Here is a 24,992-nt window from a genome sequence, read left to right on the forward strand (position 1 = left end):
TTACTCCCCTTTGCCGCCGGCAGCAGTGTTAGCTGCCTGTGCGGTGGCCGGGCTCTTTGCGGCAACGTTAGTGGCTTCAGTGGCTTTCACTTCAACGCCAGGTCTGACGAATTGCAGCCCTTCGGTGATCACGCGATCGCCTGCCTTCAGCCCGTCTTCAATCAGCCATTGGTTACCGACGGTGCGGCTGGCTTTGAGCTGACGCAGTTCGACCTTGTTGTCCGGACCGACGACCAGCGCGGTCGGGGAGCCTTTGAGGTCGCGGGTCACGCCTTGTTGCGGGGCCAGGATCGCCGCGCTGTCCACACCGGCCTGCAACTGAGCGTGAACGAACATGCCCGGCAGCAGGGTGTGATCAGGGTTCGGGAACACGGCACGCAGGGTTACGGAGCCGGTGGTCTGGTCAACCGACACTTCGGAGAACTCGAGCTTGCCGTCCAGCGGGTACTGGCTGCCGTCTTCGAGCGTCAGCTTGACCGCGGCGGCATTATCGCCAGCCTTTTGCAGACGACCACTTTCCAGTTCGCGACGCAGCTCAAGCAGCTCCACCGAAGACTGGGTGACGTCGACATAGATCGGGTCCAGTTGCTGGATGACGGCCATGGCGTCGGTTTGGCCATTGCTGACCAGCGCGCCTTCAGTCACCGACGAACGGCCGATGCGGCCGGAGATCGGTGCGTAAACCTTGGTGTAGCGCACGTTGATCTGGGCGCTTTGCAGGGACGCTTCCGATTGCAGGCGGTTGGCCAGCGCGGTGTCGTATTCCTGACGGCTGACAGCCTGTTCGTCGACCAGTTGCTTGTAGCGGTCGGAGATCGACTTGGTCGAACGCAGGTTGGCTTCGGCGCTTTTCAGGGTCGCTTCATAGACCGATGGGTCGATCTGATAAAGCTGCTGACCGGCCTTGACGTCGCCGCCTTCCTTGAACAGTCGTTTGAGAATGATGCCGTTGACCTGTGGGCGAACTTCGGCGATGCGGAACGCGCTGGTGCGCCCCGGAAGTTCGGACGTCAGGGTGAAGGCTTGAGGTTGCAGGGTTACGACGCCGACCTGAGGGGCTGGTGCGGCAGGTGCCGCCTCTTCCTTTTTACATCCGCTGAGCAGCGATGCCAGGGCGACGGCAGTAACCAGAGCGGTAACAGCTGGCTTGAATTGCATGAAGATCCTCGGGTCAGGCGCGCAATTGCGCACAAGAAATGTGGAAGGTTAAAAAATTTTTGCCGGGTGGATAAGTAGCTTGCTAAGGAATATACTTACGTTCATGGTTGTTTGTAAAGGCCTTGGCGATGTATCCACACGGTTACAAAAGCCATCCAAAGGTTTGAATTGCAGGCCGCAGACGAAGCCTGAGAGCGCTCGCCCCACTTTTCTTCAGCTGATATTCAGACATCGCTGAAGCACCCCTGATTGAGGTTTTACTGCCATGGTCCGTCGTACCAAAGAGGAAGCTCAAGAAACCCGAAGCCAGATACTCGAAGCGGCAGAAAAAGCCTTCTACGAGCGGGGCGTGGCCCGCACGACGCTGGCGGATATCGCTACCCTGGCCGGCGTGACTCGCGGGGCTATCTATTGGCATTTCAGTAACAAGGCGGATCTGGTGCAGGCGATGCTCGATACCTTGCATGAGCCGCTGGATGAAATGGCCAAGGCCAGTGAAAGCGAAGATGAACTCGATCCGCTGGGCTGTATGCGCAAGCTGCTGATTCATCTGTTCCATCAAGTTGCGCTGGACCCGAAAACCCGACGCATCAATGAGATTCTGTTTCATAAGTGCGAATTCACTGATGAAATGTGCGACCTGCGCCAGCAGCGCCGAACGGTCAGTCTCGATTGCAATGTGCGAATCGCGCTGGCCCTGAGTAATGCGGTGAATCGCGGGCAATTGCCGGAAAACCTCGACACTGCCCGTGCGGCCATCAGCCTGCATGCGTACGTCGATGGCATCCTGTATCAGTGGCTATTGGCTCCCGACAGTTTTCAACTGCACACCGAAGCCGAGCGCTGTGTCGATACAGCGTTGGATATGCTGCGCTTGAGTCCCAGCCTGCGCAAATGAAACAAAATGCGTAATTGGATCCATTTGTGTCAAGACTTGAAGCGAGAAGATGTCCTCGCTTCACTCGCCTTTTGGTAATGGGGTGCTTTTATATAGGTACGTTCGCCGAGTTGATAGGTAGCGAGCTACGTATTTTGTAGGAATTTTGTGTCGAGTCTGTGAATGAATGTTAACAACCCGGGCTACAAGGGCGCCGAGCAGCCGATCAAGGGCATTGCACTGATTTGCCTGGCGGTGTTGTTATTCGCCAGTCACGACACGTTGTCCAAATACCTGTCTGGGTTTTACCCGATTGTGATGGTGGTGTGGGCACGTTATGTGGTGCACACCTTGTTGATGCTGGTGATTTTCGTGCCGCGCACTGGTTTTTCAGCGGTGGTGCGCACCAAACGGCCCGGGTTGCAGTTACTGCGGGCCCTGTGCCTGATCGGCACCAGTCTGTTTTTTACCACCGGCCTGCGTTACATCCCCTTGGCCGAAGCCACGGCCGTTAACTTCCTTGCACCGCTATTAGTGACGGCGCTGTCGGTGCCATTGCTGCATGAGCGGGTGACGCGTAACCAATGGCTGGCGGTGCTGGGTGGGTTTGTTGGCGTGCTGATCGTCGTGCGGCCTGGCGGTGCGCTGTTCACCCCGGCGATTCTGCTGCCGCTGTGTTCGGCGCTGTGTTTTGGCTTCTATCAGTTGCTCACCCGCCTGCTCAGCGGTATCGACAGCCCGACCACCAGTAACTTTCTGACCGGTATTCTCAACAGCCTGATCATGACTGCGTTGTTGCCGTTTTTCTGGAGCACGCCAACGTTGCTGCACGGCCTGTTCATGATCGGGCTGGGCACTTGCGGCATGCTCGGTCACATGTTGTTGACCCAGGCCTTCCGCCATGCAGCGCCGGCGATGCTGGCACCGTTCAGTTATGGACAGATCCTGTTTGCGGGAATGTACGGGTATCTGATCTTCGACCATACCCCGGACAGCTTCGGCGTGATCGGGATCACGGTGATTTGCCTCAGCGGTCTTGCGGTCGCCTGGGGACAGCGCAAGCGCTGACAAAATCGCAGCCTTCGGCAGCTCCTGGATTGGAATGGCATACACCTGTAGGAGCTGCCGAAGGCTGCGATCTTTTGATCTTCCATACGCAAAAGCCCCGACTTTTCGAGTCGGGGCTTTCGCATTTCAACGGCAGATGTTTACAGCACCGGGTAGTCGATATAACCGACCGGACCCTTCGCATAAAACAGTTCCGGACGTGCTTCATTCAATGGCGCATCGGCCTTCAAACGCGCCGGCAAGTCTGGGTTGGCAATGAACGGTACCCCGAATGCCACTGCGTCAGCCTTGCCACTGGCCAGCCACTCGTTGGCGCTGTCCTTGGTGAAGCGTTCGTTGGCGATATACGGGCCGCCGAAGGCTTCCTTCAGTTGTGGGCCGAGGCTGTCGCCGGCTTCTTTTTCGCGCGAGCAAATGAAGGCGATGCCACGCTTGCCCAGTTCGCGAGCGACATAAGTGAAGGTCTCGGACAGGTTGTCATCGCCCATGTCATGCAGATCGGCACGTGGCGACAGGTGCACACCCACGCGGCCCGCGCCCCAGATTTCGATGGCGGCATCGGTCACTTCCAGCAACAGGCGCGCACGGTTTTCCAGGGTGCCGCCATAGTTGTCGGTGCGCTGGTTGGTGCTGCTTTGCAGGAACTGGTCGAGCAGGTAACCGTTGGCGCCGTGGATTTCCACACCGTCGAAACCGGCAGCCTTGGCGTTCTCGGCACCCACGCGGTAAGCGTCGATGATGTCGGCGATTTCAGCGGTTTCCAAGGCGCGCGGGGTCGGGAAGTCGGCCAATGGACGCACCAGGCTGACATGACCCTTAGGCTGGATGGCACTCGGCGCAACCGGTGCTTCGCCGTTCAGGTACAAGGGGTGGGAAATCCGGCCCACGTGCCACAGTTGCAGGAAGATTTTGCCGCCCGCGCCGTGGATGGCTTTGGTCACGTTACTCCAGCCGCGCACCTGGTCGTTGGACCAGATACCGGGAGTGTCCGGGTAGCCCACGCCGATTGGCGTCACTGAAGTCGCTTCGCTGAGGATCAGGCCGGCAGAGGCGCGTTGTACGTAGTACTCGGCCATCAGCGCGTTTGGCACACGGCCTTCATCGGCGCGGCAGCGAGTCAGCGGTGCCATGATGATGCGGTTGGCCAACTCGAGGTCGCCCAGTTTGATCGGATCGAAAATAGTCGTCATTTAATACAACCCTCGTTAAAGATCAGTGAGTAACAGGGGCCAGCTCGGCATTGCCGCTCTGACGGAAAGTGATCAAGGTCACCAGCAGTGCGAGTACCGCCAATGCGGCTGCCGCGAGCGGCACGCGGGTGAGACCGAAGCCATGGGCGATGACGCTGCCGCCGACCCAGGCACCGAGCGCGTTGCCGACGTTGAAAGCGCCGATGTTGAGGGTCGACACCAGATTCGGTGCCGCCTTGCCGTAGGTCACGACGTTCACTTGCAGGGCAGGCACGGCGGCGAAGCACGCGGTGGCCCAGAGGAACAGGGTGATTTCGGTCGGGATCAGGGCAATGCTGGTCCAGGTCAACACGGTGGATACGACCGCCATGGCGACGAACACCCCGATCAGCGTCGCGGCCAGGCTTTTGTCTGCCAGCTTGCCGCCGATGATGTTGCCGACCGTCAGGCCCAGGCCGATGAGCATCAAGGTCCAGGTCACGCCGCGTGGCGAGACTCCGGTGACCTCGCCCAACAGCGGGGCGACATAGGTGAACAAGGTGAAGACCGAAGCGGCGAACAATGCGGTCATGCTCAACGACAGCCAGATACCGGCGCCCTTGAGGGCACGCAGTTCGGCGCGCATGTCGAGTTGCTCTTCATCGCGCTTGGCCGGCAGGAAGCGGATCAGGCCGATCAGCGCAATCACACCGATCACGGTCACCGCCCAGAAGGTCGAACGCCAGCCGGCTTCCTGACCGAGCGCAGTGCCCAGCGGCACGCCGAGCACGTTGGCCAGCGTCAGGCCGGTGAACATCAGCGCCACGGCCGATGCACGTTTGTTGGCCGGCACCAGACCGGCCGCCACCACCGAACCGATGCCGAAGAAGGCGCCGTGACACAGCGCGGTGACCACACGGGCAAACATCAAAACGTTGTAGTCACTGGCCAAGGCGCAGAGCAGGTTGCCGATGATGAAGATGCCCATCAACGCTACCAAAGCGGCCTTGCGCGGCAGCCTGGCGGTGGCCAGTGCCATGAACGGTGCACCAATGGCCACGCCCAGGGCATAACCGGTCACCAGCCAGCCGGCGCCGGGGATCGACACACCCAGGTCGGCCGCCACCTCGGGCAACAGGCCCATGATGACGAACTCGGTGGTGCCGATGGCGAAGGCGCTCAAGGCCAGAATGAGTAGCGATAGGGGCATTGTCAGTTCCTTGTCGGAGCGCGGAGCTCCTTGTCGATGGCGTCGAGGAACGCCTGAATCACGTCCTCGTTGCGTTTGAAGAAGTGCCATTGACCGGCTTTCTGGCTGCTGATCAGTCCCGCCCGTTGCAAGGTCGCCAAATGAGCGGACACGGTCGACTGCGACAGGCCGCAGCGTTGATCGATCTGTCCGGCGCAAATGCCGTACTCATGATTGTGGAGTTGTTCCGGGAACTGGACCTTGGGGTCTTTCAGCCAGATGAGGATGTCTCGGCGTACTGGGTGTGCCAGCGCTTTTATTATTTCGTCGAGGTCGATGGTCATGGTGTGGGCTCGTGATGAGTAAAACGCTATATCGCGATGAGGCGAACTTTAAATCGGTACTTCGCGATATACCAATATGATTTTGGTCTGATGACCGCATGAATCGGTATATCGGGTTATAACGATATGGACGACGCAGTGCTAAGCTGCGCGCATGAACTATCTCGCACATCTGCACCTCGGTGGCCAGCGCCCCGGTCAAATGCTCGGCAGTCTGTATGGCGATTTCGTCAAAGGACGGCTGCAAGGGCAGTTCGATCCGGAAATCGAAGCGGCCATCCAGTTGCACCGCAGCATCGACGTGTTTACCGATCGCCATCCGCGGGTGGACATCGCCCTGTCGCGGTTTTCCCTCACGCGCCGGCGTTACGCCGGGATCGTGCTCGATGTGTTTTTCGACCACTGTCTGGCGCGGGACTGGGGGCTTTACTCGGATCAGCCACTGGAGCAGTTCACTTCGGACGTTTATCGGGTGCTGTCCGCCGAACCGCAGCTGCCGGAGCGCTTGGCGCGGATTGCACCGCACATGGTGGCCAATGATTGGTTGGGTGCTTATCAGGAGTTCGAAGTGCTTGAGCAGGTATTACGGGGAATTTCGCGCAGGTTGACCCGGCCGGAGGAGTTGGCCGGGGCGATGCAGGAGTTACGGGGGTTGTATGAGCCGTTGAGTGAAGACTTCCGGTTGTTCTATCCACAGTTGCAGGATTTTGTAGCGCGACGAGCATAGCCAGGATCAAAAGATCGCAGCCTTCGGCAGCTCCTACAGGGGGACATCATTCCATGTAGGAGCTGCCGAAGGCTGCGATCTTTTGCTTTCAGGCAGCGATCAGTTCGCCGGCACGCCGTGGCTCGGCAGGTTTTGCGACTTCACCGAACAACGCCCTCTGCACCGCCTGCTGCGCCTCGAACGCCAGCGCCGCACGTTCCCGGTCCTGGCACTCGATCGGTTTGAGCAGATGAATCTCCACCTCACCCCGATCATTGGCGAACAAGCGCATCAGGTGCGAGAGCAAATCATCATCGCCAATGAACGGTGCCAGGGTATCGAGCTCGCCATTGCGCAGATAACGAATCGCCACCGGTTGCAGCGCCACTTCAGAATCGATCGCCGCGGACAGCAAACGACCATGAAACGTACGCAGCGAGCGGCCATCGGTGGTGGTGCCTTCGGGGAACATCAGTAGCGGATGTTCCTGCTCCAGATGACGGGTCATCTGTTTGCGGATCAACTGACTGTCGCCCGACCCACGGCGAATGAACAGGCTGCCGGCCTTGGCTGCCAGCCAACCCGCCACCGGCCAGGTGCGCACTTCGGCCTTGGACAGGAACGACAGCGGCGTGAGCATGCCCAGCAACGGAATGTCAGTCCAGGACACGTGATTGCTGACCCAGAGCATCGGTTGCTTGGGCAACTCACCATGGACGGTGACGCGAAAGGGCAGGGCATTGCTCAGCCGTGCCATGAAAAACCGCGACCAGCGCTGGCGACGGACCATCGAATGGGCCATTCCCAGTCGCTCGAACAATCCGAACACACTGGCCATGCTCAAACCCAGCGCCACCACCAAAAGCACTCGCGCAATTCGCGCGTACACCCGCAAGCGGCTCATTACACAGCCGCCTTGAAGTGCTTGGCGTAGCGCGGGCAGAGCTCGTCGCGCTTGAGCAGGATGAACACGTCGGCCACCTGGAAGTCTTCGTCCCAGCACGGCTCGCCGCAGATTTTCGCGCCCAGGCGCATGTAGGCCTTGAGCAGCGGCGGCATTTCGGCGATGACGTTGGACGGAATATCCAGCGTTGGCAGTGGCTTCTTCGGTTCGGCCCGCAGGTGTTCGGTGCATAGGTAGCGTTCGCGCAGACGCTGCATGATCGCGTGGGCCTGGATGCCACCGTCCTGCATTGGAATGCTCGCGCAACCCATCAAATAGCTGTAGCCGCCCTGGTTCAGCACTTCGGCCAGTTCACCCCAGAGCACGGCGATAGTGCCGCCGTTGCGGTAGGCCGGGTCGACGCAGGTGCGACCGATTTCCAGGATCGGGCCTTTCAAATGAACCAGACCGTGCAGGCGGAATTCTTCTTCGCTGTAGAACTTGCCCAGGCTGCTGGCCGCTGTGTGATCGAGCAAACGGGTGGTCGCCACCAGGCGCCCGGTGTTCAAGTCACGCACGCCGATGTGGGCGCAGTGAACATCATAATCATCCATGTCCAGACCCAGCTCCGCGCCTTTCAGCTTGGCGTTGAATTCGCCACTGAATACGTTGAAGCGCAAGGCCTGGGCTTCCTGCAACGCCTCGGCGCCCACCAGGCGTTCGGCTTGCAGGCGGCGTTCATTGCCGGTGTCGCTGATGCGGGCGATCTGAGTCATTGTGAGTCTCCGTACGGGCTGGCCACCCGTCTTGGGTTACAGCCGATCGACTTTCTTTATGCAGCCGTGTTGTGCAAAGTCAGGCTATGTAGCCCCGGTGTCATCGCCATGAAGCTTTGGTGATGCTTATATGACAGCCCACAAGGAGCCTCTTATGCCCTGGCAAACCCTGTTGAAACGCCGCGATCGCCTGCCCGCCGACCCTGACCTGGGTGAAGGCTTTGCAACCTTGTTGCAACAGTTGGGCGCGGTGTCGCCGTTCGAATTGGCGGTGGCCGGCGGACGGCTGATGGCGACGCCGGGGCTGGCGTTTCTGGTGGGCTATCAGGCGGCGTTGCGCATGCTCTGGCCGAGCGCGCCGCTGAGCCTCGGCGCGTTGTGCGCGACTGAACAGCGCAGTTTGCGGGTGGCGGACATGCAGACCCGGCTGCGCGATTTACGTCTGAGCGGGCGCAAGGATTTCGTCACCGCTGGCGATGCCGCCGACTGGCTATTGGTCGCTGCTCGCAGTGAAGAACCCGGCGAAGTGCCGCGCTTGAACCTTGCGGTGGTTTACCCCGGCGAACCGGGTGTGCGTCTGGAAAAGCTCGCGCCCATGCCGCTGATGCCGGACATCAGCCACGGCCGGTTGTTTCTCGACAACGCGCTGTGTGAATTGCTCGCAGGGGATGGCTGGGACGCTTACGTCAAACCGTTCCGAACCCTGGAAGACATCTATGTGCTGAGCGCCATGATTGCGTGGCTGTTCGGCGTTGGCCAGGACAGCGACTGGCCGCAAACCTTGCAACTGCGCTTGCTGGCGCTGCTGGCCGGGTGCGCGGAAGTCAGCCGCCAGGCGCCGAACAATCCGGCCGGGCATGTGTTGCTGGGCGGGTTGTTTGCGCAGTTCGATGGGCTCAAGGCTGAAGTGAACCAGGCCCTGGCCGATGGACCGCCACAATGGGCGCAGATGTGGCAGCGCGATCAGACCGTGATGGATTTGGCGGCAGGGGCGCGGGGCAAGCGGTTGGCCAAGGCGTTGGCGGGATTCTGATTTCCCCTGTAGGAGCTGCCGAAGGCTGCGATCTTTTGATCTTCAGAAAAGATCAAGATCAAAAGATCGCAGCCTTCGGCAGCTCCTACAGGGACCGGATGTAGCGTGAGACTGTCATTTATCTCGACTAGGCTCTGCAGGTTCATTCCTCCGAGCGCCCCTCATGTTCAAAGGTTTGTCCCTGGTTCTCATGCTGCTCAGCCTCACAGCCCAGGCCGAAAACTGGCCGGCCGAGCAATGGTCGCCCGGCCCGAAAGTCACCGGCCCGGCACTTCAGGTTCTGGAAAACTACGCTTTCCCACCCCGCGACGATGCCACTCACCAAGGCATTCGCACCGATGCCTTGCTGGTGATCCGCGACGGCCAACTGATCTACGAACGCTACGCCGGCCCGACCACTGCGCAAACGCCGCACCTGACCTGGTCGATCAGCAAAAGCCTCATGGCCGCGGTGCTCGGGGTGGCCTATGGCGAAGGCCTGTTCAAACTCCAGGACCCGGCACAGAAGTTTTATCCAGCCCTGGAAAAACACCCCGCCATGACCATGGCCGACCTTCTGCACTGGGCCTCGGGCCTGGACTGGCAGGAAGACTACGAATACGCACCGTTGAAGTCCTCGGTGGTGGCCATGCTCTACACCCGTGGACACCGCGACATGGCCGCGTTCACTGCCGACCACGACGAGTACGCCAAACCCGGTCAGGCATTCCGCTACTCCAGTGGCGACAGCAACCTACTGTCCGCCGCGCTGAGAACCATCGTCGGCCCGGCCCGTTATCCGGATTATCCATGGACTGCGCTGTTCGAACCCTTGGGGATTCGCAGTGCGGTGTGGGAAGCGGATGCCACGGGCACGTTTGTCGCATCGTCCTACGCCTATCTCACTGCCCGGGACCTGGCGCGGGTCGGCCTGTTGATGGCGCGCGACGGTCGTTGGCGTGAGCGGCAATTGCTGCCCAAGGATTGGGTCGACTTCAGTCGTGAGCCTTTCGCCCGCTATCAGGCCAACCAGGATGAAGCCGTGCCCGGCGGTCACTGGTGGCTCAATCGCGCCGTGGATGGCGCGACGCAACCCTGGCCCGACGCCCCTGTCGACACCTTCGCCGCACTGGGCCATTGGGGTCAGGCGATGTACGTGATTCCCAGCGAAAAGCTGGTGATCGTGCGCTACGGCGATGATCGCGATGGGAGTTATCAGCACAACGAATTGCTCAAACTCGCGCTCAAGGCGTTTGCCATGAAGGTGCAGCCATGAGCCGCCGCGGTTTTATTCGCCGTCGGCCGTTCAGCACGCTGTTGCTGGTGCTGCTGATCGCCTTGCTTGGCTGGATCTGGCAGGAGCGGGTGGCGCTATGGGCTTTCCCGGACATCATCAGCGCCTACACCGCCAAGGAATACTGCTCGTGCCGCTATGTGATGAACAATCCGGCCGAGTATTGCCAGGGCTATGTGAAGCAGTATTTGCCCACCAGCGGGTTCGTCGATGACGCCGCGAACAAGCGCGTGACGGTGGGTGGTATGGGGCGCAGCACTAGCGCTGTTTGGGTTGGTGAACGCCAAGGCTGTCGGTTGATGCCCTGAAAAGATCGCAGCCTTCGGCAGCTCCTACATTGACCGCGTGCAACCATGAAGTAGCGGGTGGACCCAACCCCCGTAGGAGCTGCCGAAGGCTGCGATCTTTTGATCTTTGCGGTTTGCAATACGCCCACGGCCAGTTAAGGTTCGCTCAGGTTTTTCTGCTCATGAGTCTCTATGTTCAACCGCTTTGTCTGCAAAACCCTCGCCTCCCTGCTGCTGGCCGGTGTCACCGTGTCGGCCCAGGCCAATTGGTATCTGGATGGCGAGTCCTCGCGGCTGTCGTTCATCAGCACTAAAAACGCCAACATTTCCGAAGTGCAGCGCTTTCTGGTGCTGCACGGTAAAGTCGATCCCAAGGGCCTGGCGCAGGTGGAGGTCGAGCTGGAATCGGTCAACAGCGGCATTCCGTTGCGCGACGAACGCATGCGCAAGGAGCTGTTCGATATCCAGACGTTCCCTGAAGCGCTGATCACCACGCAAATCGATCTACGGCCGATCAACGACCTGGCGCCCGGTGCGCAACTGGAGTTGCGCTTGCCGCTGACCGTCAACCTGCATGGTAAACAACACCAATACAACGCCGAACTGCTGGCGACCCGTCTCGATGACCGGCGCTTTCAAGTGGTGACTCTTGAACCTTTGGTGATCAGCGCTGAAGATTTCGACCTGGCCCCGGGCCTGGAAAGCTTGCGCAAGGTTGCCGGTTTGTCGGCCATCAGTCTGTCGGTGCCGGTGGGTGCGGTGCTGATTTTCACGGCGCGCTAAGATGCGCGGCGCAATTTTCCCGTGGCGTGAAGGCAACCGCTTTGAACTGCTGATTGATGGCCCGCAGTTTTTTCCGCGAATGCTGGTGGCGATTGCCCGCGCCGAAGAACAAGTTGAACTGGAACTGTACCTGGTGGAGGCGGGGGCCTGCGCCGAGGCGATGGTTCAGGCGCTGGTCCAGGCTGCCGAACGCGGCGTGCGGGTGCGCTGCCTGTTCGATGACTATGGCAGCCTGGCATTCACCTTGACCTTGCGTCAGCGCCTGATGGCCGCCGGTGTCGAGTTGCGTTTCTACAATCGCCTGAGCTGGCGCCGTTGGGTGGGCAACTTTTATCGCGATCACCGCAAGCTGCTGCTAGTGGATCAATGCCTGGCGGTGGTCGGCGGCACCGGGGTCACCGATGAGTTCTGGACCCCGGGCGAAGACACCAGCGAATGGCACGAAGTGATGGTGGAAATCAACGGTCCCTTGGTCATCGACTGGCAGTTGCTGTTCGACCGCCAATGGATCGCCAACCGTTATCGGCGCGCCTGGAAACCCACTGCACACTTCGGTTTGCCGCGCTTGCCGCGAGTGCCAGTCATGGGTGAGGGCATGGGCCGGGTCGCTTATGCCGACGCCCGCCAACACCGCGATATTCTGCAATCACTGACTCGCGCGCTGAACAGTGGCCAGCGCCGAATCTGGCTGGCCACGCCGTATTTCCTGCCGACCTGGAAAGTCCGCCGCTCACTGCGTCGGGCGGCGGCTCGGGGCGTCGATGTGCGGCTGCTGCTGACCGGGCCACGCACCGATCATCCGTCGGTGCGCTACGCTGGGCATCGCTATTACCCGCGTCTGCTCAGGGCCGGGGTGAAGATATTCGAATACCAGCCGTGTTTCCTGCACCTGAAAATGGTGTTGATCGATGACTGGGTGAGCATCGGCTCGTGCAACTTCGATCACTGGAATCTGCGTTTCAATCTGGAAGCCAACCTCGAAGCCCTGGACCCCGGGCTGACCCTGGCGGTGGCGGCGAGTTTCGAAAATGACTTTGCCCTGAGCCAGGAAGTCAGCCTCGAAGCATGGAAGCGCCGACCGTTGTGGCGGCGGGTCAAGCAAAGGGTGTGGGGATGGGTGGATCGGCTGGTGGTGAATCTGCTGGATCGGCGGGGGTAGGTTTTTTCAAGATCAAAAGATCGCAGCCTTCGGCAGCTCCTACACAGGTTTTGTGTACACCCTGTAGGAGCTGCCGAAGGCTGCGATCTTTTGCTTTTAAGTGGTATTACAACAACTCAAAGCTCTGCTGCGTCACGTCCTGGGAATCCAGGCCGATCTGCACGTTGAACTTGCCCGGCTCCGCGGCGTACTTGAGCTGGGCGTTGTAGAACTTCAGGTCATCCTCGGTGATGGTGAAGTGCACGACTTTCTGTTCGCCGGCCTTGACCATGACTTTCTGGAAGTTCTTCAGTTCCTTGACCGGGCGGATCATCGAACCGGTCACGTCCTGGATATACAGCTGCACCACGGTTTCGCCGTCACGCTTGCCGGTGTTCTTCACCACGACGCTGGCGTCGAGCTTGCCGGTCTTGTTCAGTGTGGTCGAAGACAGGGCCATGTCGGTCAGGCTGAACCGGGTGTAGCTCAGGCCGAAGCCGAATGGGAACAGCGGCCCGGTGGTGTCTTCGAAATACTGCGAGGTGTAGTTGCCCGGTTTGCCCGGAGTGAACGGCCGCCCAATGCTCAGGTGGTTGTAGTAGGTCGGAATCTGACCCACCGAGCGGGGAATGGTGATCGGCAGTTTGCCCGACGGGTTGTAGTCGCCGAACAGCACGTCAGCGATGGCGTTGCCGCCTTCGGTGCCGCTGAACCAGGTTTCCAGAATCGCGTCCGCCTGCTCGTTCTCTTCGAGAATCGACAGCGGCCGGCCGTTCATCAACACCAGCACCAGCGGTTTGCCGGTGGCTTTCAATGCCTTGATCAGCTCGCGCTGGGCGGCCGGGATGTTCAGGTCGGTGCGGCTCGACGACTCGTGGGACATGCCACGGGATTCGCCCACCGCTGCGACCACCACATCAGCTTGCTTGGCAGCCTTGACCGCTTCATCGATCAACACATTGGCCGAACGCGGATCATCCACCACTTCCGGCGCATCGAAGTTGAGGAAGTTCAGATAATCGAGGATTTTCTTGTCGCTGGTGATGTTCGCGCCACGGGCGTAGATCAGCGTCGACTGCGCGCCAAGCGCATTGGTCATGCCGTCGAACAAGGTCACCGATTGCTCGGGACGGCCAGCAGCGGCCCAACTGCCCATCATATCGATCGGCGCCTTGGCCAGTGGGCCGACCAGCGCGATTTTCGCGGTTTTCTTCAGCGGCAGGGTGTCGCCCTGGTTCTTCAACAACACCAGGCTGCGACGCGCCACATCACGGGCTTCGGCGCGGTGCAGACGGCTTTCGGCGTAGGTGTCGGCCGGGTCATCCTCGGCCTTGCCGATGCGCAGGTACGGGTCCTTGAACAGGCCCATGTCATACTTGGCGGCGAGCACTTCACGCACGGCGTTGTCGATGTCCTTCTGTTCGATCTCACCGGCCTTCAGCAGCCCTGGCAATTCCTTGCCATAGAGGGTGTCGTTCATGCTCATGTCGATGCCGGCCTTGATCGCCAGCTTCGCGGCTTCGCGACCGTCAGCGGCGACGCCGTGCTTGATCAGCTCGAAAATCGCCCCGTGGTCGCTGACCGCCAGGCCCTTGAAGCCCCATTCCTTGCGCAACAGGTCGTTCATCAGCCAGGTGTTGGCGGTGGCCGGCACGCCGTTGATCGAGTTCAGCGCAACCATCACCCCGCCGGCACCGGCGTCAATTGCCGCGCGGTACGGTGGCAGGTAATCCTGGTACATCTTGACCGGGCTCATGTCGACGACGTTGTAGTCGCGACCGCCCTCGACCGCGCCGTACAAGGCAAAATGCTTGACGCTGGCCATGATGCTGTCGGCCGCGTTCGCCCCGGTACCCTGGAATGCCTTGACCATGACGCCGGCGATTCGCGAAACCAGGTAGGTGTCTTCGCCGAAGCCTTCGGACGTGCGGCCCCAGCGTGGGTCGCGGGAGATATCGACCATTGGCGCGAAGGTGATGTCGAGGCTGTCAGCCGCCGCTTCCTTGGCGGCGATGCGCCCGGAGCGACCGATGGCGTCCATGTCCCAGCTCGAGGCCAGGGCCAGTGGAATCGGGAAAATGGTGCGGTGGCCGTGGATCACGTCATAGGCGAAGAACATCGGGATCTTCAACCGGCTGCGCATGGCCGCGTCCTGCATCGGACGGTTTTCGGCGCGGGTGATCGAGTTGAACGTGCCGCCGATATTGCCGGCGGCGATCTCCTTACGGATCATCTCCCGCGGCATTTCCGGGCCGATGCTGATCAGGCGCAACTGGCCGATCTTTTCATCGAGGGTCATTTGCTTCATCAGGTGGCTGATGAAGGCGTCCTTGTTCTCTATAGGTGCGGGCGTCGTGGCGGCCAATACGGTATGACTGGCCAGGCTGACGAACAGGCCCAGCAAACACAGCTTCTTCATGAATGGTTTTCTCAAAAGCCTAAACGGCAGTGAATACACGCCGGTCAGCCAAAATTTTGGGAGCGACTATTGTTGTTCAGGTGAATGCAGCACACTTATGTGTTAGCGCCGGGGCATCTTTTAGCCCATTGGCTTGATGCAATCCAGTAGCGGCGCAGATTATGCCCCAAGAGCCGGGTTCAAAGTTCGCAGGTTGTTTCATCAACGGAATATGCAAGGGAGCATCAACCAGATGAATGTACGACTTCACTATCGGTCGAGCCTGCAGGTTGCAGCCTTGATGTGGCTGACAACACTGTTGACCGGCTGCGGCATCAACAATATCCCGACCCTCGACGAACAAGCCAAGGGCACCTGGGGCCAGGTGCAGAACCAGTACCAGCGTCGCGCCGACCTGATTCCCAATCTTGTGGAAACCGTCAAGGGTTATGCCCGGCATGAGCAAGAAACCCTGACCGCGGTGATCGAAGCCCGCGCCAAGGCCACCTCGATTCAGGTGGATGCCAGCACGCTGGACAATCCGGAAAAGCTGAAACAGTACGAGCAGGCGCAGAATCAGCTGACTGGCGCGCTGAGTCGGTTGATGGTGGTGTCCGAACGCTACCCGGACCTCAAGGCCAACCAGAACTTCCTGGCGCTGCAATCGCAACTTGAAGGCACCGAGAACCGCATCGCCGTGGCTCGTCGCGACTTCATCCTGGCGGTGCAGAAATACAATACCGAGATCCGCACCTTTCCCGGTCGCCTGTGGCACACCGTGTTGTATAGCGATCTGCCAATCCGCGAAACGTTCGAGGCTACCAGCCCCGGTGCCGAGAAAGCGCCTGAAGTGAAGTTCCAGTAAGCGCCGGAACGGGCTTGAAACGTCACCAAGGATGAGGTTGCCAATGCGCGTGTTGAAAGTAGGCCTGGTGCTGGTGTTCTGGGTGTTTGCCCTGACGGCCCAGGCCGAGTTGAAGTTCCCGGAATTGACCGGTCGGGTGGTGGACAACGCCCAGATGATCGAGCCTGCGGTGCGCGAGCAACTGACGCAACAGCTCAACGCCCACGAAAAAACCACCGGCGAGCAGTTGGTGGTGGTCACGTTGCCGGACTTGCAGGGCACCGACATCGCGGATTTCGGTTATCAGCTGGGACGCTATTGGGGCATAGGCCAGAAGGACAAGAACAACGGCGCGCTGCTGATCGTCGCGCGTGACGAGCGCAAGCTGCGGATTGAAGTCGGTTATGGCCTGGAAGGGCGCCTGACCGATGCGCAGAGTTCGGTGATCATCCATCAGGTGATCACGCCCGCGTTCAAGGCCGGCAACTTCAGCAAAGGCATCAGCGACGGGGTCGCGGCGATGCTGGTGGTGCTGGGCGGCAATCCGCTGGACGAACCGTCGACAGTGTATGAATCGCGCGGTGATCAGGAGAGTGATTCCGTTGAGCGGCCGCCGGGGTTGTTCGTGTTCCTGGTGTTGCTGTTCATCCTGACGATCTTCGTCGGCCAGATGTTCGGTATTCTGCCAAGCGGCGGCGGCCGTGGCGGCTCGGGAGGCGGTTTCGGCGGCGGAGGCGGGGGCTTCAGCGGCGGCGGGGGCAGTTTCGGGGGCGGCGGCTCGTCGGGCGGCTGGTGATAATACTGCAGGTAAAAACAACAATAGCGAGCAGGCATTCATAAACATGGCATTACTGACTGAACACGAACAACGCAAAGTCGCCGAGGCAATTGCCCGGGTCGAGCGCGATACCGATGCCGAACTGGTCACGGTGCTTGCGGCCCGCGCCGACGATTACGCGTACATCCCGCTGCTCTGGGCCAGTCTGCTGGCGCTGGTGGTGCCGGGTATCGTGCATTACCTGACGGGCTGGCTGACCATGCACAGCCTGTTGCTGGTGCAATGGTTCAGTTTCATCGTGTTGTGCCTGGTGTTCCGTATTCCGAAAGTCACCACGCGCCTGATCCCGCGCTCGGTGCGTCACTGGCGGGCGTCGAACCTGGCGCGTCGGCAGTTCCTGGAGCAAAACCTGCACCATACCGTCGGCAGCACCGGCATGCTGATTTTCGTCTCCGAGGCCGAGCGCTATGTGGAGATTCTGGTGGATGAAGGCATTTCCAAACGGCTGGACAACAAAAACTGGGACGCGATTGTGGCGGCGTTTACGCAACAGGTGAAACAGGGGCAGACGTTGCAGGGGTTTGTGACATGCATCGAGGCATGCGGCGAGTTGCTCAAGGTGCATGTGCCGGTGACCCATATGCGCAATGAGTTGCCGAATCGGTTGGTGGTGTTGAGCTAAATCAAAAGATCGTCCGAACGCGGCCCGAACCTTCGGCAGCTTTTGTGGCGAGGGAGCTTGCTCCCGCTGGGCTGCGAAGCGGCCCCAAAACCGGCAAACACACTCTGTCAGACACACCTCGTTGTCTGCTTTGCGACTGCTGCGCAGCCGAGCGGGAGCAAGCTCCCTCGCCACAGAATCTTTGCCGTTTGGCAAATAACAGCGTGTTCCTGAACTCCATCCCCCCTAAAATACCCGCCATTCCCCGATTCGCACCGCCCGAGGCCGTTTTTCCCCATGTCTGTCACCGCCACTCCCGCCAGCCTCGCGCCGGATCACCACGCCCAGTTCATCGACCTGCTGCAAACCAGCCTCGATCAGAACGCCTTCATCAAACTGGTGTTGGCCAAGTACGTCGGTGGCGAAGCGGACTTGCAGCGACTGATCATCAAGCAACTGACGGTCAAGGATCAGCCATGCCTGTCCTTCGTCTATCGCTACAAGACCCGCGACATCACCAAAAACCTGCCGCTGGCCGAAGGCGTGGCGACCATTGCTGCGCTGTTGCCCGCATCGTTCAAAAATGCGCATTTACTGTCATTGACCGACGAAGCCCAGCTCGAATACAGCAAGAAGGGCAAATCTTCGCTGTTCAAGAGCAAACCTCAGCAATTGCGCGAAGTGCCGTCCGCCGAGCACAACCGCGAGAAGAACCGTTTCCTCGACCTGAGCCGACCGTTCCTCAAAGACCTCGGCGTGACCAATGCGCAGCATGAGCTGATCCCGGCGATGTCGCGCAAGTGGAAGCAGATCAACAAGTTCATCGAAGTCTTCAGCCATGCGCTGACTTCGTCGCCGCTGGCGCTGGACAAACCGGTGCGGGTGGCGGATTTCGGCTCGGGCAAGGGCTACTTGACGTTCGCGATCCACGACTACCTGCGCAACACCCTGAAGGCCGAGGGCGAGGTGACCGGCGTCGAGCTGCGCGAAGACATGGTCAACCTGTGCAACACCGCGGCTGCGAAGCTGGAGCATCCGGGGCTGGTGTTCAAATGCGGTGACGTGCGCAGCGTCGCGCCGAGCGAGCTGGACGTGATGATCGCGCTGCATGCCTGCGACATCGCCACCGACTACGCGATTCACACCGGTATTCGTTCCGGCGCTTCGATCATCATGTGCTCGCCGTGCTGCCACAAGCAGATCCGCCTGCAAATCCAGAGCCCGGCGCTGCTCAAGCCGATGTTGCAATACGGCCTGCACCTGGGCCAGCAGGCGGAAATGGTCACCGACAGTTTGCGTGCGTTGTTTCTGGAAGCGTGCGGCTACGAGACCAAGGTCTTTGAGTTCATTTCTCTGGACCACACCAACAAGAACAAGATGATCCTGGCGGTCAAACGCGCCGAGCCGGTGGACCCGGCTCAGCTGTTGGTGAAGATCCAGGAATTGAAGGATTTCTACCACATCAGCGAACATTGCCTGGAAACATTGCTGCGGGCTGATGGTTACCTAAGCTGATCGCAGCCCCTGTAGGAGCTGCCGCAGGCTGCGATCTTTTGATCTTTTGCATTTCCAGAACCGCCAAAAGATCGCAGACTTCGCCAGCTCCTACACCGATCGCATTGATCCGCAATCCAGCGTTAATCTTGCCTTACGCCGTGGCAACACGCGCGGGTTGCACCGCCGTCTTGCGCCCCAACATCACCGTCACGATCACCCCGGCGGCAAACAGCCAGGTAATCGGCTCGACGTGTTCACCGAAGAACAGCGCCGAAAACGCGATGGTGAAGAAGATCTGCAGCAACTGGATCTGGCTGACCCGGGCAATGCCGCCCATGGCCAGCCCGGCGTACCAGGCAAAGAACCCGATGAACTGCGAAAACAGCGAGACGTAACCAAACGCCCACCAGGTTTTGGCTGAAATCTCGCCCTGATGTTGCAGCGACAGGTACAGTACCGGCCCGATCAGCAGCGGCGTCGACAGCACCAGCGCCCAGCAGATCACCTGCCAGCCACCCATCTCCCTGGCCAACCGGCCGCCTTCGGCATAACCCAACCCACCCACGGCAATCGCGCCGAGCATCAGCAAATCACCGGCCTGAATACTGCCCGCGCCGCTGATCAGCGCATAACCGAGCACCAACGCACTGCCCAACGCGGCGCAGGCCCAGAAGGCTTTCGACGGACGTTCATGGGACAGCCACGCGGCATACAGCGCCACGCACAGCGGTTGCAGGCCGTTGACCAGTGCCCCATGGGAGGCGGGCAAGGTCTGCATGGCCCAGGCCGACAGCACCGGGAAACCAAGGATGACCCCCGCGATCACCAGCGTCAGGCCTTTGACTTGTTTCCAGGTGGGCCACTTCTCCCGGTGCCACAGTAATAACAGCGCTGCCGGAATCGCCGCGAACAACGCACGGCCCAGGCCGTTGAGCAGCGGATGAAGTTCCTGCACGACGATCCGGGTGAAGGGCAGGGTCAGGCTGAAGATAACGACGCCGAGCAGGCCGAGGGCCATGCCGGTGTTTTCGCGCGAGGACATGATGGCAACCAGAATTAAGAATGGCGGGAAGTTTCTTTATCTAGCCATAAACCTCAGGCGCTGCTCTGTTACAGATAGGCGCAGAGTTATCCGTACAGTTGGGGGTAATGCCCCCAACGTAGGAGCTGCCGAAGCCTGCGATCTTTTTATCGACCGCGCCACCTATCTAATCGCTTCACCCAATGCCCCCAAAGATCAAGGTCAAAAGATCGCAGGCTTCGCCAGCTCCTACATCGGCCGTGCACATCCGCAAATCAAATGATCAACCCTGGGTGATCGGCGTAGTAGCAGGTTATTACCCACCCCGCCGGATAAGGACTACCTTGAATACTCCTGCATGCCCATGCATTTTCCAGAGGAGTCCTTCCCATGGCGGCTAAAAAAATTCTGATGCTGGTCGGCGATTACGTCGAAGACTACGAAGTGATGGTGCCCTTCCAGGCGCTGCTGATGGTCGGCCACACGGTACACGCCGTTTGCCCGGACAAAACCGCCGGCCAGACCGTGCGCACGGCAATCCATGACTTCGAAGGCGACCAGACCTACAGCGAAAAACCCGGTCACCTGTTTGCCCTGAACTTCGATTTCGCCAAGGTAGATGCAGCGGACTACGACGCGCTGCTGGTGCCGGGTGGTCGTGCGCCGGAGTACCTGCGCCTGAACGAAAAAGTCTTGGACCTGGTGCGAGCGTTCGACAAGGCTGGCAAACCGATCGCCGCCGTGTGTCACGGTGCGCAACTGTTGGCCGCGGCAGGCATTCTTGAAGGCCGCGAGTGCAGCGCCTACCCGGCGTGCGCTCCGGAAGTACGCCTGGCTGGCGGCACATTCATCGATATCCCGGTGACGGAAGGTCACGTTCAAGGCAATCTGGCCACTGCACCGGCCTGGCCGGCGCACCCGAGCTGGCTGGCCGGTTTCCTTGGGTTGCTGGGCACCAAAATCACGCTGTAACGAGGGACGTTTCCATGTGCGAGCTCTACGTCAAGGCCGATCCGATTCTCTACGAGTCGCGCTCCCGCTCGCTGCGCATCTGCGGGGTGGTGACCACCCTGCGGCTGGAGAATCAGTTCTGGGACATCCTCAGCGAAATCGCCGAGGTCGACGGCATGACCACCAATCAGTTGATCGCCAAGCTGTATGAAGAGGTGATGGACTACCGCGGCGAAGTGGTGAATTTCGCCTCGTTCTTGCGGGTTAGCTGCATGCGCTACTTGAGCCAGCGACGGGTGCAGACACCTGAGTTATCAGTGGTGCGGGCTGCGGTGAAATAGAGCGGTTTGTGTCGATTTTGAGGACGCCTTCGCGGGCAAGCCTCGCTCCCACAGGATTCGGTTGACCGCGAATTTTTGCGTCCGACCCAAAACCTGTAGGAGCGAGGCTTGCCCGCGATGGGGCCGGTACAGGCGACAGAAATCCTGACTTGGTCTTTACTCTGAAGCGCCAAACCTCTCAATCGCCAAGGAGTAGAAGCATGTCTGGATGGTACGAAGTGAGCAAAACCGTCAACGGTCAATTCAAGTTTGTATTGAAAGCGGCCAATGCCGAAACCATTCTGACCAGTGAGCTGTATACCTCTCGCGGTGCGGCCGATGGCGGTATCGCCTCGGTTCAGGCCAACAGTCCACTGGACGAACGCTACGAGAAAAAAACCACCAAGGACGGTCACCCTTATTTCAACCTGAAGGCCGGTAATCACGAAATCATCGGCAGCAGCGAGTCCTACTCATCCGACGCCGCGCGGGATAAAGGCATCGCCAGCGTCAAGGCCAACGGCCCGACCACGGTGATCAAGGACAAGACCTTGCCGGTGCTCTGATCACAAGGCCCTCAATTGGTTTTCAGCAGTGTTCATTCACAAAAGGCAGGTGGGGATTCAAAAGATCGCAGCCTTCGGCAGCTCCTGCGCCGATCCATGTAGGAGCTGCCGAAGGCTGCGATCTTTTGATCTTGACCTAAACCTCGACCGGTACGGTCAGCTTGGGGCTACCAAGCGCGTGCGTCTTCGAATCAAAAAAACGCAGCTCCACTCCCGTCCCTTCAAACACCTTCGTGTAATGCCGCTTCTGATGCTGGATGAACGCCTTGCTGCGCGGGTAAATCGAGATCGCCGCTGTCTTCGGCTTCGCCTGACGCAATGCATGAATGATGTGACTGTCCTGCTCGCCAAGGGCATGCCCGAAGATGCACAGCCCATCGCCATGGCCCAGTAATTGGTCGTAGCAAAACGACAGGTAATCGGAACTGCGAATGGTTTTGAGCTTGTCCTGGGTCGGGCCTTCGTTGACGAACAGTGGCACGTCGTCGAGGGTCTTGATCGTATTGTTGATGGCGAAACTGCCCAGCAACGTACCTTCGGTCGACATCAATTTACGCGCGGTGCCGTCCTGATTGCGCACCAGATGCAGGCCGCCGTGCAGGTACAACAGCCGGGTTTTGTCTGTCGTGGTGAGGCTCAGGTCAAAACGCGGCTCGGTGCCCTGGAACAGATCGGTAATAGCCTCAGGCCGGTGCTGGATCGCCCAGTAGTTGAGCAAATCGTAATTGGTGGTGAACACCGTTCGATAGCTGCCCAACTCCTGATTGATCGTCGCCAGCGTCGAGGGCACCACCAACCGCCAAGGGATGTGCACCGCATGCACGGTATTGATCAGCGCTTCCTTGATCGCGTAATAACGATTGCGCGGTGCCGCTGAGCTGACGGCCAAGGCCTTGTTGACCCGGCTGGTGGTTTTCAGCGCCCCAAGCACCTGTTCGAAACTGCGCGTCTGCATCGCCTCGAACACGCTCAATTCGGATTGGCTCAGCGGCTTCTCTTCGACGGTGCGGGCGTTTTCGAACAGCGAGTCGTAGCCGAAGTCGTCCCATACCGCACGACTGGCACCGTTACCCACCAGCAGGCCGCCGAAAGAGGCGGTGGTGCGCAAGGCATTCCAGTCTTCAAGTTGGGCATCGACATCCTGGAAATCGGTCATTGCGTTCGTTGTCTCAAAGCAAAAGGTCTGATGGACGGCGACTTTATCACGACCCGGACTTGAGCCAGATCAAGTTACCGCACGACTAATGGGTCGATCCTGTGCGCACCCGCCGGATCGGTGCTGTTGATTCGGCTTCAGCCAGGAGACTCGCGCATGAGCAGTACGTTTTTCATCCCCGCTGTGAACATCATGGGCACCGGTTGCCTCGACGAAGCCATGGACGCCATTCGCAAGTATGGGTTTCGCAAGGCGCTGATCGTCACCGACACCGGGTTGGCCAAGGCTGGCGTGGCGACGATGATTGCCGAGAAACTGGCGATCCAGGACATCGACTCGGTGATCTTCGACGGCGCGAAGCCGAATCCGAGCATCGCCAACGTCGAACTTGGCCTGGGCCTGCTCAAGGAAAGTCGTTGTGATTTCGTGGTGTCTCTGGGCGGCGGTTCGCCTCACGACTGCGCCAAGGGCATCGCCTTGTGCGCCACAAACGGTGGGATGATTCGTGATTACGAAGGCGTCGATCAGTCAACCAAACCGCAACTGCCGCTGATCGCGATCAACACCACCGCCGGCACCGCCAGCGAGATGACCCGTTTTTGCATCATCACCGACGAATCCCGTCACGTGAAAATGGCCATTGTCGATCGCAACGTCACGCCGCTGCTGTCGGTCAACGACCCGGCGCTGATGGTCGCCATGCCCAAGGGCCTGACTGCCGCCACTGGCATGGACGCACTGACCCACGCCATCGAAGCCTACGTCTCCACGGCGGCCAACCCGATTACCGATGCCTGTGCGCTGAAAGCCATCACCTTGATCAGCAATAATCTGCGCCTGGCCGTACGCGACGGCAGTGACATGATCGCGCGGGAAAACATGGCTTACGCGCAATTCCTGGCCGGTATGGCATTCAACAATGCGTCCCTCGGTTACGTTCACGCGATGGCTCACCAGTTGGGCGGTTTCTACGACTTGCCCCACGGTGTGTGCAATGCGGTGCTGCTACCTCACGTGCAGAGTTTCAACGCGCTGGTCTGCGCCGACCGCCTGACCGATGTCGCCCGCGCGATGGGCGCCGACGTTCGCGGGTTCAGCCCCGAAGAGGGCGCTCAGGCAGCGATCGCGGCCATTCGCAACCTGGCCAGGGACGTGGAAATCCCCGCCGGTTTACGCCAGCTCGGTGCCAGGCTCAACGACATCCCGGTACTGGCCAGCAACGCCTTGAAAGACGCCTGTGGACTGACCAATCCACGGAAGGCGGATCAGCGGCAGATCGAGGAGATTTTCCGCAGCGCGTTTTGACCAGGGCACGGTTCGGTTTGCACGCGGTACCGCTGACGGATGACTGGTTGGATCGCGCATTGATTCTGGTGGTGCGCGATGAAGCGACCCTGTCGCCGGTGAGGCGGATGTTGTTTGAGCAATTGCGCGGTCAGGCCTGACAGTTCTCTATTTGGGCCGGCCTCATCGCGAGCAGGCTCGCTCCCACAAGGGGTTGGCGTCGGACACAAATCCTGTGCCCGACGCAATCAATGTGGGAGCGAGCCTGCTCGCGATGCCTGACTCACAGCCAACAACCCCCCAGCGGCTATACGCTCAAGGACGTTTAAGTTGTACGCTCCGGTCGGACCCAGCCTATAGGTTACTAAACCCATGCTAACCGGCCTCAACCACCTGACCCTCGCCGTCACCGACCTGAACCGCAGCGTGGCGTTCTATCGCGATCTGCTGCAATTCCAGCTGGAAGCCACATGGGACGCCGGCGCCTATCTCTCATTGCCCGGTTTGTGGTTGTGCCTTTCTCGCGATCCGCTACGCCAATCCGCGCCCGCAGCTGACTATACCCACTACGCCTTCAGCATTGATTTTGCGCATTTCCCGTTGTTCGTCGAACGCCTGCGATCGGCCAACGTGCAGGAGTGGCGGGACAACCGCAGCGAAGGGGCGTCGTTCTATTTTCTCGACCCGGACGGGCACAAGCTTGAAGCACATGTCGGGGATCTGGCGTCGCGGCTGATGGCTTGTCGGCAACGGCCATATGCGGGGATGAAGTTCTTCGACGATCAGTAAGTCGATACTCGGGGTCCTGAGATAGACTTGCGTCCATTCATCC

The 24,992-nt window shown here is 59.9% G+C and carries 26 protein-coding genes and 1 pseudogene; 18 read left to right on the forward strand and 9 right to left on the reverse strand.

The annotated features are described in order from the left end of the window. Complete coding sequence (gene emhA / locus ACZ89R_RS24565; RefSeq protein ID WP_429547806.1) at positions 1-1,158, reverse strand: efflux RND transporter periplasmic adaptor subunit EmhA; 1,158 nt, start codon at positions 1,156-1,158, stop codon at positions 1-3. Positions 1,159-1,423: 265 nt separating this feature from the next. On the opposite strand from emhA, the gene emhR reads away from it, so the two are divergent. Together emhR and ACZ89R_RS24575 are read left to right on the forward strand one after the other, a co-directional pair. After that, positions 1,424-2,056, forward strand: a complete 633-nt coding sequence (gene emhR / locus ACZ89R_RS24570) for an efflux system transcriptional repressor EmhR (protein WP_123499196.1) — start codon at positions 1,424-1,426, stop codon at positions 2,054-2,056. Positions 2,057-2,218: 162 nt separating this feature from the next. Further along, on the forward strand, positions 2,219-3,103 hold the full coding sequence (locus ACZ89R_RS24575; protein WP_429547805.1) for a DMT family transporter: 885 nt from the start codon (positions 2,219-2,221) through the stop codon (positions 3,101-3,103). A gap of 140 nt (positions 3,104-3,243) precedes the next feature. Here the strand turns inward: ACZ89R_RS24575 and ACZ89R_RS24580 are convergent, their stop codons facing one another. From ACZ89R_RS24580 to ACZ89R_RS24590, 3 genes are read right to left on the reverse strand one after another with little or no spacing between them, the layout of a single operon-like run. After that, entirely contained in the window at positions 3,244-4,293 is a 1,050-nt protein-coding gene (locus ACZ89R_RS24580; protein WP_429547804.1) for an alkene reductase, read from the reverse strand. Positions 4,294-4,315: 22 nt separating this feature from the next. After that, positions 4,316-5,482, reverse strand: a complete 1,167-nt coding sequence (locus tag ACZ89R_RS24585) for an MFS transporter (RefSeq protein WP_429547803.1) — start codon at positions 5,480-5,482, stop codon at positions 4,316-4,318. A 2-nt stretch (positions 5,483-5,484) separates the two neighbouring features. Continuing rightward, positions 5,485-5,805: an ArsR/SmtB family transcription factor gene (locus ACZ89R_RS24590; protein ID WP_007903797.1), complete on the reverse strand. Its 321-nt coding sequence runs from the start codon at positions 5,803-5,805 to the stop codon at positions 5,485-5,487. A 154-nt stretch (positions 5,806-5,959) separates the two neighbouring features. Here ACZ89R_RS24590 and ACZ89R_RS24595 point away from each other — a divergent pair, with 154 nt between their 5' ends. Continuing rightward, positions 5,960-6,532 (forward strand): acyl carrier protein phosphodiesterase, encoded by a 573-nt coding sequence (locus ACZ89R_RS24595; protein ID WP_429547802.1) that lies wholly within the window; start codon positions 5,960-5,962, stop codon positions 6,530-6,532. Between the two features lie 88 nt (positions 6,533-6,620). Here ACZ89R_RS24595 and ACZ89R_RS24600 read toward each other — a convergent pair whose 3' ends face one another. Both ACZ89R_RS24600 and olsB read right to left on the reverse strand, forming a co-directional pair. Beyond that, positions 6,621-7,415 carry a lysophospholipid acyltransferase family protein gene (locus ACZ89R_RS24600; protein ID WP_429547801.1) on the reverse strand — a complete coding sequence of 265 codons (795 nt, stop codon included), beginning with the start codon at positions 7,413-7,415 and terminating at the stop codon, positions 6,621-6,623. Further along, entirely contained in the window at positions 7,415-8,170 is a 756-nt protein-coding gene (gene olsB, locus ACZ89R_RS24605; protein WP_218398268.1) for an L-ornithine N(alpha)-acyltransferase, read from the reverse strand. Before olsB ends, ACZ89R_RS24600 begins: the two co-directional genes overlap by 1 nt. A 154-nt stretch (positions 8,171-8,324) precedes the next feature. On the opposite strand from olsB, the gene ACZ89R_RS24610 reads away from it, so the two are divergent. The 5 genes from ACZ89R_RS24610 to ACZ89R_RS24630 all read left to right on the forward strand — a co-directional run bounded on the left by ACZ89R_RS24610 (position 8,325) and on the right by ACZ89R_RS24630 (position 12,705). Beyond that, positions 8,325-9,203 (forward strand): acyl-CoA dehydrogenase middle domain-containing protein, encoded by an 879-nt coding sequence (locus ACZ89R_RS24610; protein WP_429547800.1) that lies wholly within the window; start codon positions 8,325-8,327, stop codon positions 9,201-9,203. Between the two features lie 163 nt (positions 9,204-9,366). Continuing rightward, entirely contained in the window at positions 9,367-10,458 is a 1,092-nt protein-coding gene (locus ACZ89R_RS24615; protein WP_429547799.1) for a serine hydrolase domain-containing protein, read from the forward strand. Beyond that, positions 10,455-10,784 carry an amidase gene (locus tag ACZ89R_RS24620; RefSeq protein WP_429547798.1) on the forward strand — a complete coding sequence of 110 codons (330 nt, stop codon included), beginning with the start codon at positions 10,455-10,457 and terminating at the stop codon, positions 10,782-10,784. Before ACZ89R_RS24615 ends, ACZ89R_RS24620 begins: the two co-directional genes overlap by 4 nt. 171 nt (positions 10,785-10,955) lie before the next feature. Beyond that, the gene (locus ACZ89R_RS24625; RefSeq protein WP_123499177.1) at positions 10,956-11,546 is read left to right on the forward strand and encodes a YceI family protein; all 591 of its coding nucleotides are present in this window, start codon (positions 10,956-10,958) and stop codon (positions 11,544-11,546) included. A gap of 1 nt (position 11,547) precedes the next feature. Further along, entirely contained in the window at positions 11,548-12,705 is a 1,158-nt protein-coding gene (locus ACZ89R_RS24630) for a phospholipase D-like domain-containing protein (protein WP_429438603.1), read from the forward strand. Positions 12,706-12,811: 106 nt separating this feature from the next. Here ACZ89R_RS24630 and bglX read toward each other — a convergent pair whose 3' ends face one another. Further along, positions 12,812-15,103 (reverse strand): beta-glucosidase BglX, encoded by a 2,292-nt coding sequence (gene bglX, locus ACZ89R_RS24635; protein ID WP_429547797.1) that lies wholly within the window; start codon positions 15,101-15,103, stop codon positions 12,812-12,814. A 232-nt stretch (positions 15,104-15,335) separates the two neighbouring features. Here bglX and ACZ89R_RS24640 point away from each other — a divergent pair, with 232 nt between their 5' ends. The 4 genes from ACZ89R_RS24640 (at position 15,336) to ACZ89R_RS24655 (ending at position 18,880) form a co-directional block, all read left to right on the forward strand. Continuing rightward, complete coding sequence (locus ACZ89R_RS24640; protein ID WP_429547796.1) at positions 15,336-15,947, forward strand: LemA family protein; 612 nt, start codon at positions 15,336-15,338, stop codon at positions 15,945-15,947. Positions 15,948-15,990: 43 nt separating this feature from the next. Beyond that, entirely contained in the window at positions 15,991-16,722 is a 732-nt protein-coding gene (locus ACZ89R_RS24645) for a TPM domain-containing protein (protein ID WP_429547795.1), read from the forward strand. A 46-nt stretch (positions 16,723-16,768) separates the two neighbouring features. Next, a complete protein-coding gene (locus ACZ89R_RS24650) occupies positions 16,769-17,386 on the forward strand; it encodes a TPM domain-containing protein (protein WP_429547794.1) in 618 nt (205 codons plus the stop codon). Positions 17,387-17,662: 276 nt separating this feature from the next. Then, a complete protein-coding gene (locus ACZ89R_RS24655; RefSeq protein WP_429547793.1) occupies positions 17,663-18,880 on the forward strand; it encodes a class I SAM-dependent methyltransferase in 1,218 nt (405 codons plus the stop codon). Between the two features lie 133 nt (positions 18,881-19,013). On the opposite strand, the gene ACZ89R_RS24660 is transcribed toward ACZ89R_RS24655, so the two are convergent. Beyond that, the gene (locus ACZ89R_RS24660; RefSeq protein WP_429547792.1) at positions 19,014-19,904 is read right to left on the reverse strand and encodes a DMT family transporter; all 891 of its coding nucleotides are present in this window, start codon (positions 19,902-19,904) and stop codon (positions 19,014-19,016) included. A gap of 369 nt (positions 19,905-20,273) precedes the next feature. On the opposite strand from ACZ89R_RS24660, the gene ACZ89R_RS24665 reads away from it, so the two are divergent. From ACZ89R_RS24665 to ACZ89R_RS24675, 3 genes are all read left to right on the forward strand, one after another. Then, positions 20,274-20,855: a DJ-1/PfpI family protein gene (locus ACZ89R_RS24665; RefSeq protein ID WP_095051422.1), complete on the forward strand. Its 582-nt coding sequence runs from the start codon at positions 20,274-20,276 to the stop codon at positions 20,853-20,855. A gap of 14 nt (positions 20,856-20,869) precedes the next feature. Further along, positions 20,870-21,175, forward strand: a complete 306-nt coding sequence (locus ACZ89R_RS24670; protein ID WP_007903755.1) for a ribbon-helix-helix domain-containing protein — start codon at positions 20,870-20,872, stop codon at positions 21,173-21,175. A 200-nt stretch (positions 21,176-21,375) separates the two neighbouring features. Further along, positions 21,376-21,720, forward strand: coding sequence for a YegP family protein (locus ACZ89R_RS24675; RefSeq protein ID WP_095632345.1), 345 nt, complete (start codon positions 21,376-21,378; stop codon positions 21,718-21,720). 136 nt (positions 21,721-21,856) lie between these two features. Here the strand turns inward: ACZ89R_RS24675 and ACZ89R_RS24680 are convergent, their stop codons facing one another. Continuing rightward, positions 21,857-22,876: a DUF4917 family protein gene (locus tag ACZ89R_RS24680; RefSeq protein WP_123499164.1), complete on the reverse strand. Its 1,020-nt coding sequence runs from the start codon at positions 22,874-22,876 to the stop codon at positions 21,857-21,859. A gap of 156 nt (positions 22,877-23,032) precedes the next feature. Between ACZ89R_RS24680 and yiaY the strand changes: the two genes are divergently transcribed. The 3 genes and pseudogenes from yiaY (at position 23,033) to fos (ending at position 24,949) form a co-directional block, all read left to right on the forward strand. Then, positions 23,033-24,181, forward strand: coding sequence for an L-threonine dehydrogenase (gene yiaY, locus ACZ89R_RS24685; protein ID WP_429547791.1), 1,149 nt, complete (start codon positions 23,033-23,035; stop codon positions 24,179-24,181). Positions 24,182-24,192: 11 nt separating this feature from the next. After that, positions 24,193-24,321 (forward strand): annotated as a pseudogene (locus tag ACZ89R_RS24690) (LysR family transcriptional regulator); the annotation flags it as partial. 211 nt (positions 24,322-24,532) lie between these two features. After that, positions 24,533-24,949, forward strand: a complete 417-nt coding sequence (gene fos, locus ACZ89R_RS24695; protein WP_429438570.1) for a fosfomycin resistance glutathione transferase — start codon at positions 24,533-24,535, stop codon at positions 24,947-24,949. Positions 24,950-24,992 lie beyond the last annotated feature (43 nt).

The sequence above is a fragment of the Pseudomonas sp. TE3728 genome (genome assembly GCF_056279145.1).

What these genes read in the sequence shown, in the direction of transcription:
- emhA (WP_429547806.1), bottom strand. Translation starts at nt 1,158, where the DNA reads ATGCAATTCAAGCCAGCTGTTACCGCTCTGGTTACTGCCGTCGCCCTG.
- emhR (WP_123499196.1), top strand. Translation starts at nt 1,424, where the DNA reads ATGGTCCGTCGTACCAAAGAGGAAGCTCAAGAAACCCGAAGCCAGATA.
- ACZ89R_RS24575 (WP_429547805.1), top strand. Translation starts at nt 2,219, where the DNA reads ATGAATGTTAACAACCCGGGCTACAAGGGCGCCGAGCAGCCGATCAAG.
- ACZ89R_RS24580 (WP_429547804.1), bottom strand. Translation starts at nt 4,293, where the DNA reads ATGACGACTATTTTCGATCCGATCAAACTGGGCGACCTCGAGTTGGCC.
- ACZ89R_RS24585 (WP_429547803.1), bottom strand. Translation starts at nt 5,482, where the DNA reads ATGCCCCTATCGCTACTCATTCTGGCCTTGAGCGCCTTCGCCATCGGC.
- ACZ89R_RS24590 (WP_007903797.1), bottom strand. Translation starts at nt 5,805, where the DNA reads ATGACCATCGACCTCGACGAAATAATAAAAGCGCTGGCACACCCAGTA.
- ACZ89R_RS24595 (WP_429547802.1), top strand. Translation starts at nt 5,960, where the DNA reads ATGAACTATCTCGCACATCTGCACCTCGGTGGCCAGCGCCCCGGTCAA.
- ACZ89R_RS24600 (WP_429547801.1), bottom strand. Translation starts at nt 7,415, where the DNA reads ATGAGCCGCTTGCGGGTGTACGCGCGAATTGCGCGAGTGCTTTTGGTG.
- olsB (WP_218398268.1), bottom strand. Translation starts at nt 8,170, where the DNA reads ATGACTCAGATCGCCCGCATCAGCGACACCGGCAATGAACGCCGCCTG.
- ACZ89R_RS24610 (WP_429547800.1), top strand. Translation starts at nt 8,325, where the DNA reads ATGCCCTGGCAAACCCTGTTGAAACGCCGCGATCGCCTGCCCGCCGAC.
- ACZ89R_RS24615 (WP_429547799.1), top strand. Translation starts at nt 9,367, where the DNA reads ATGTTCAAAGGTTTGTCCCTGGTTCTCATGCTGCTCAGCCTCACAGCC.
- ACZ89R_RS24620 (WP_429547798.1), top strand. Translation starts at nt 10,455, where the DNA reads ATGAGCCGCCGCGGTTTTATTCGCCGTCGGCCGTTCAGCACGCTGTTG.
- ACZ89R_RS24625 (WP_123499177.1), top strand. Translation starts at nt 10,956, where the DNA reads ATGTTCAACCGCTTTGTCTGCAAAACCCTCGCCTCCCTGCTGCTGGCC.
- ACZ89R_RS24630 (WP_429438603.1), top strand. Translation starts at nt 11,548, where the DNA reads ATGCGCGGCGCAATTTTCCCGTGGCGTGAAGGCAACCGCTTTGAACTG.
- bglX (WP_429547797.1), bottom strand. Translation starts at nt 15,103, where the DNA reads ATGAAGAAGCTGTGTTTGCTGGGCCTGTTCGTCAGCCTGGCCAGTCAT.
- ACZ89R_RS24640 (WP_429547796.1), top strand. Translation starts at nt 15,336, where the DNA reads ATGAATGTACGACTTCACTATCGGTCGAGCCTGCAGGTTGCAGCCTTG.
- ACZ89R_RS24645 (WP_429547795.1), top strand. Translation starts at nt 15,991, where the DNA reads ATGCGCGTGTTGAAAGTAGGCCTGGTGCTGGTGTTCTGGGTGTTTGCC.
- ACZ89R_RS24650 (WP_429547794.1), top strand. Translation starts at nt 16,769, where the DNA reads ATGGCATTACTGACTGAACACGAACAACGCAAAGTCGCCGAGGCAATT.
- ACZ89R_RS24655 (WP_429547793.1), top strand. Translation starts at nt 17,663, where the DNA reads ATGTCTGTCACCGCCACTCCCGCCAGCCTCGCGCCGGATCACCACGCC.
- ACZ89R_RS24660 (WP_429547792.1), bottom strand. Translation starts at nt 19,904, where the DNA reads ATGTCCTCGCGCGAAAACACCGGCATGGCCCTCGGCCTGCTCGGCGTC.
- ACZ89R_RS24665 (WP_095051422.1), top strand. Translation starts at nt 20,274, where the DNA reads ATGGCGGCTAAAAAAATTCTGATGCTGGTCGGCGATTACGTCGAAGAC.
- ACZ89R_RS24670 (WP_007903755.1), top strand. Translation starts at nt 20,870, where the DNA reads ATGTGCGAGCTCTACGTCAAGGCCGATCCGATTCTCTACGAGTCGCGC.
- ACZ89R_RS24675 (WP_095632345.1), top strand. Translation starts at nt 21,376, where the DNA reads ATGTCTGGATGGTACGAAGTGAGCAAAACCGTCAACGGTCAATTCAAG.
- ACZ89R_RS24680 (WP_123499164.1), bottom strand. Translation starts at nt 22,876, where the DNA reads ATGACCGATTTCCAGGATGTCGATGCCCAACTTGAAGACTGGAATGCC.
- yiaY (WP_429547791.1), top strand. Translation starts at nt 23,033, where the DNA reads ATGAGCAGTACGTTTTTCATCCCCGCTGTGAACATCATGGGCACCGGT.
- fos (WP_429438570.1), top strand. Translation starts at nt 24,533, where the DNA reads ATGCTAACCGGCCTCAACCACCTGACCCTCGCCGTCACCGACCTGAAC.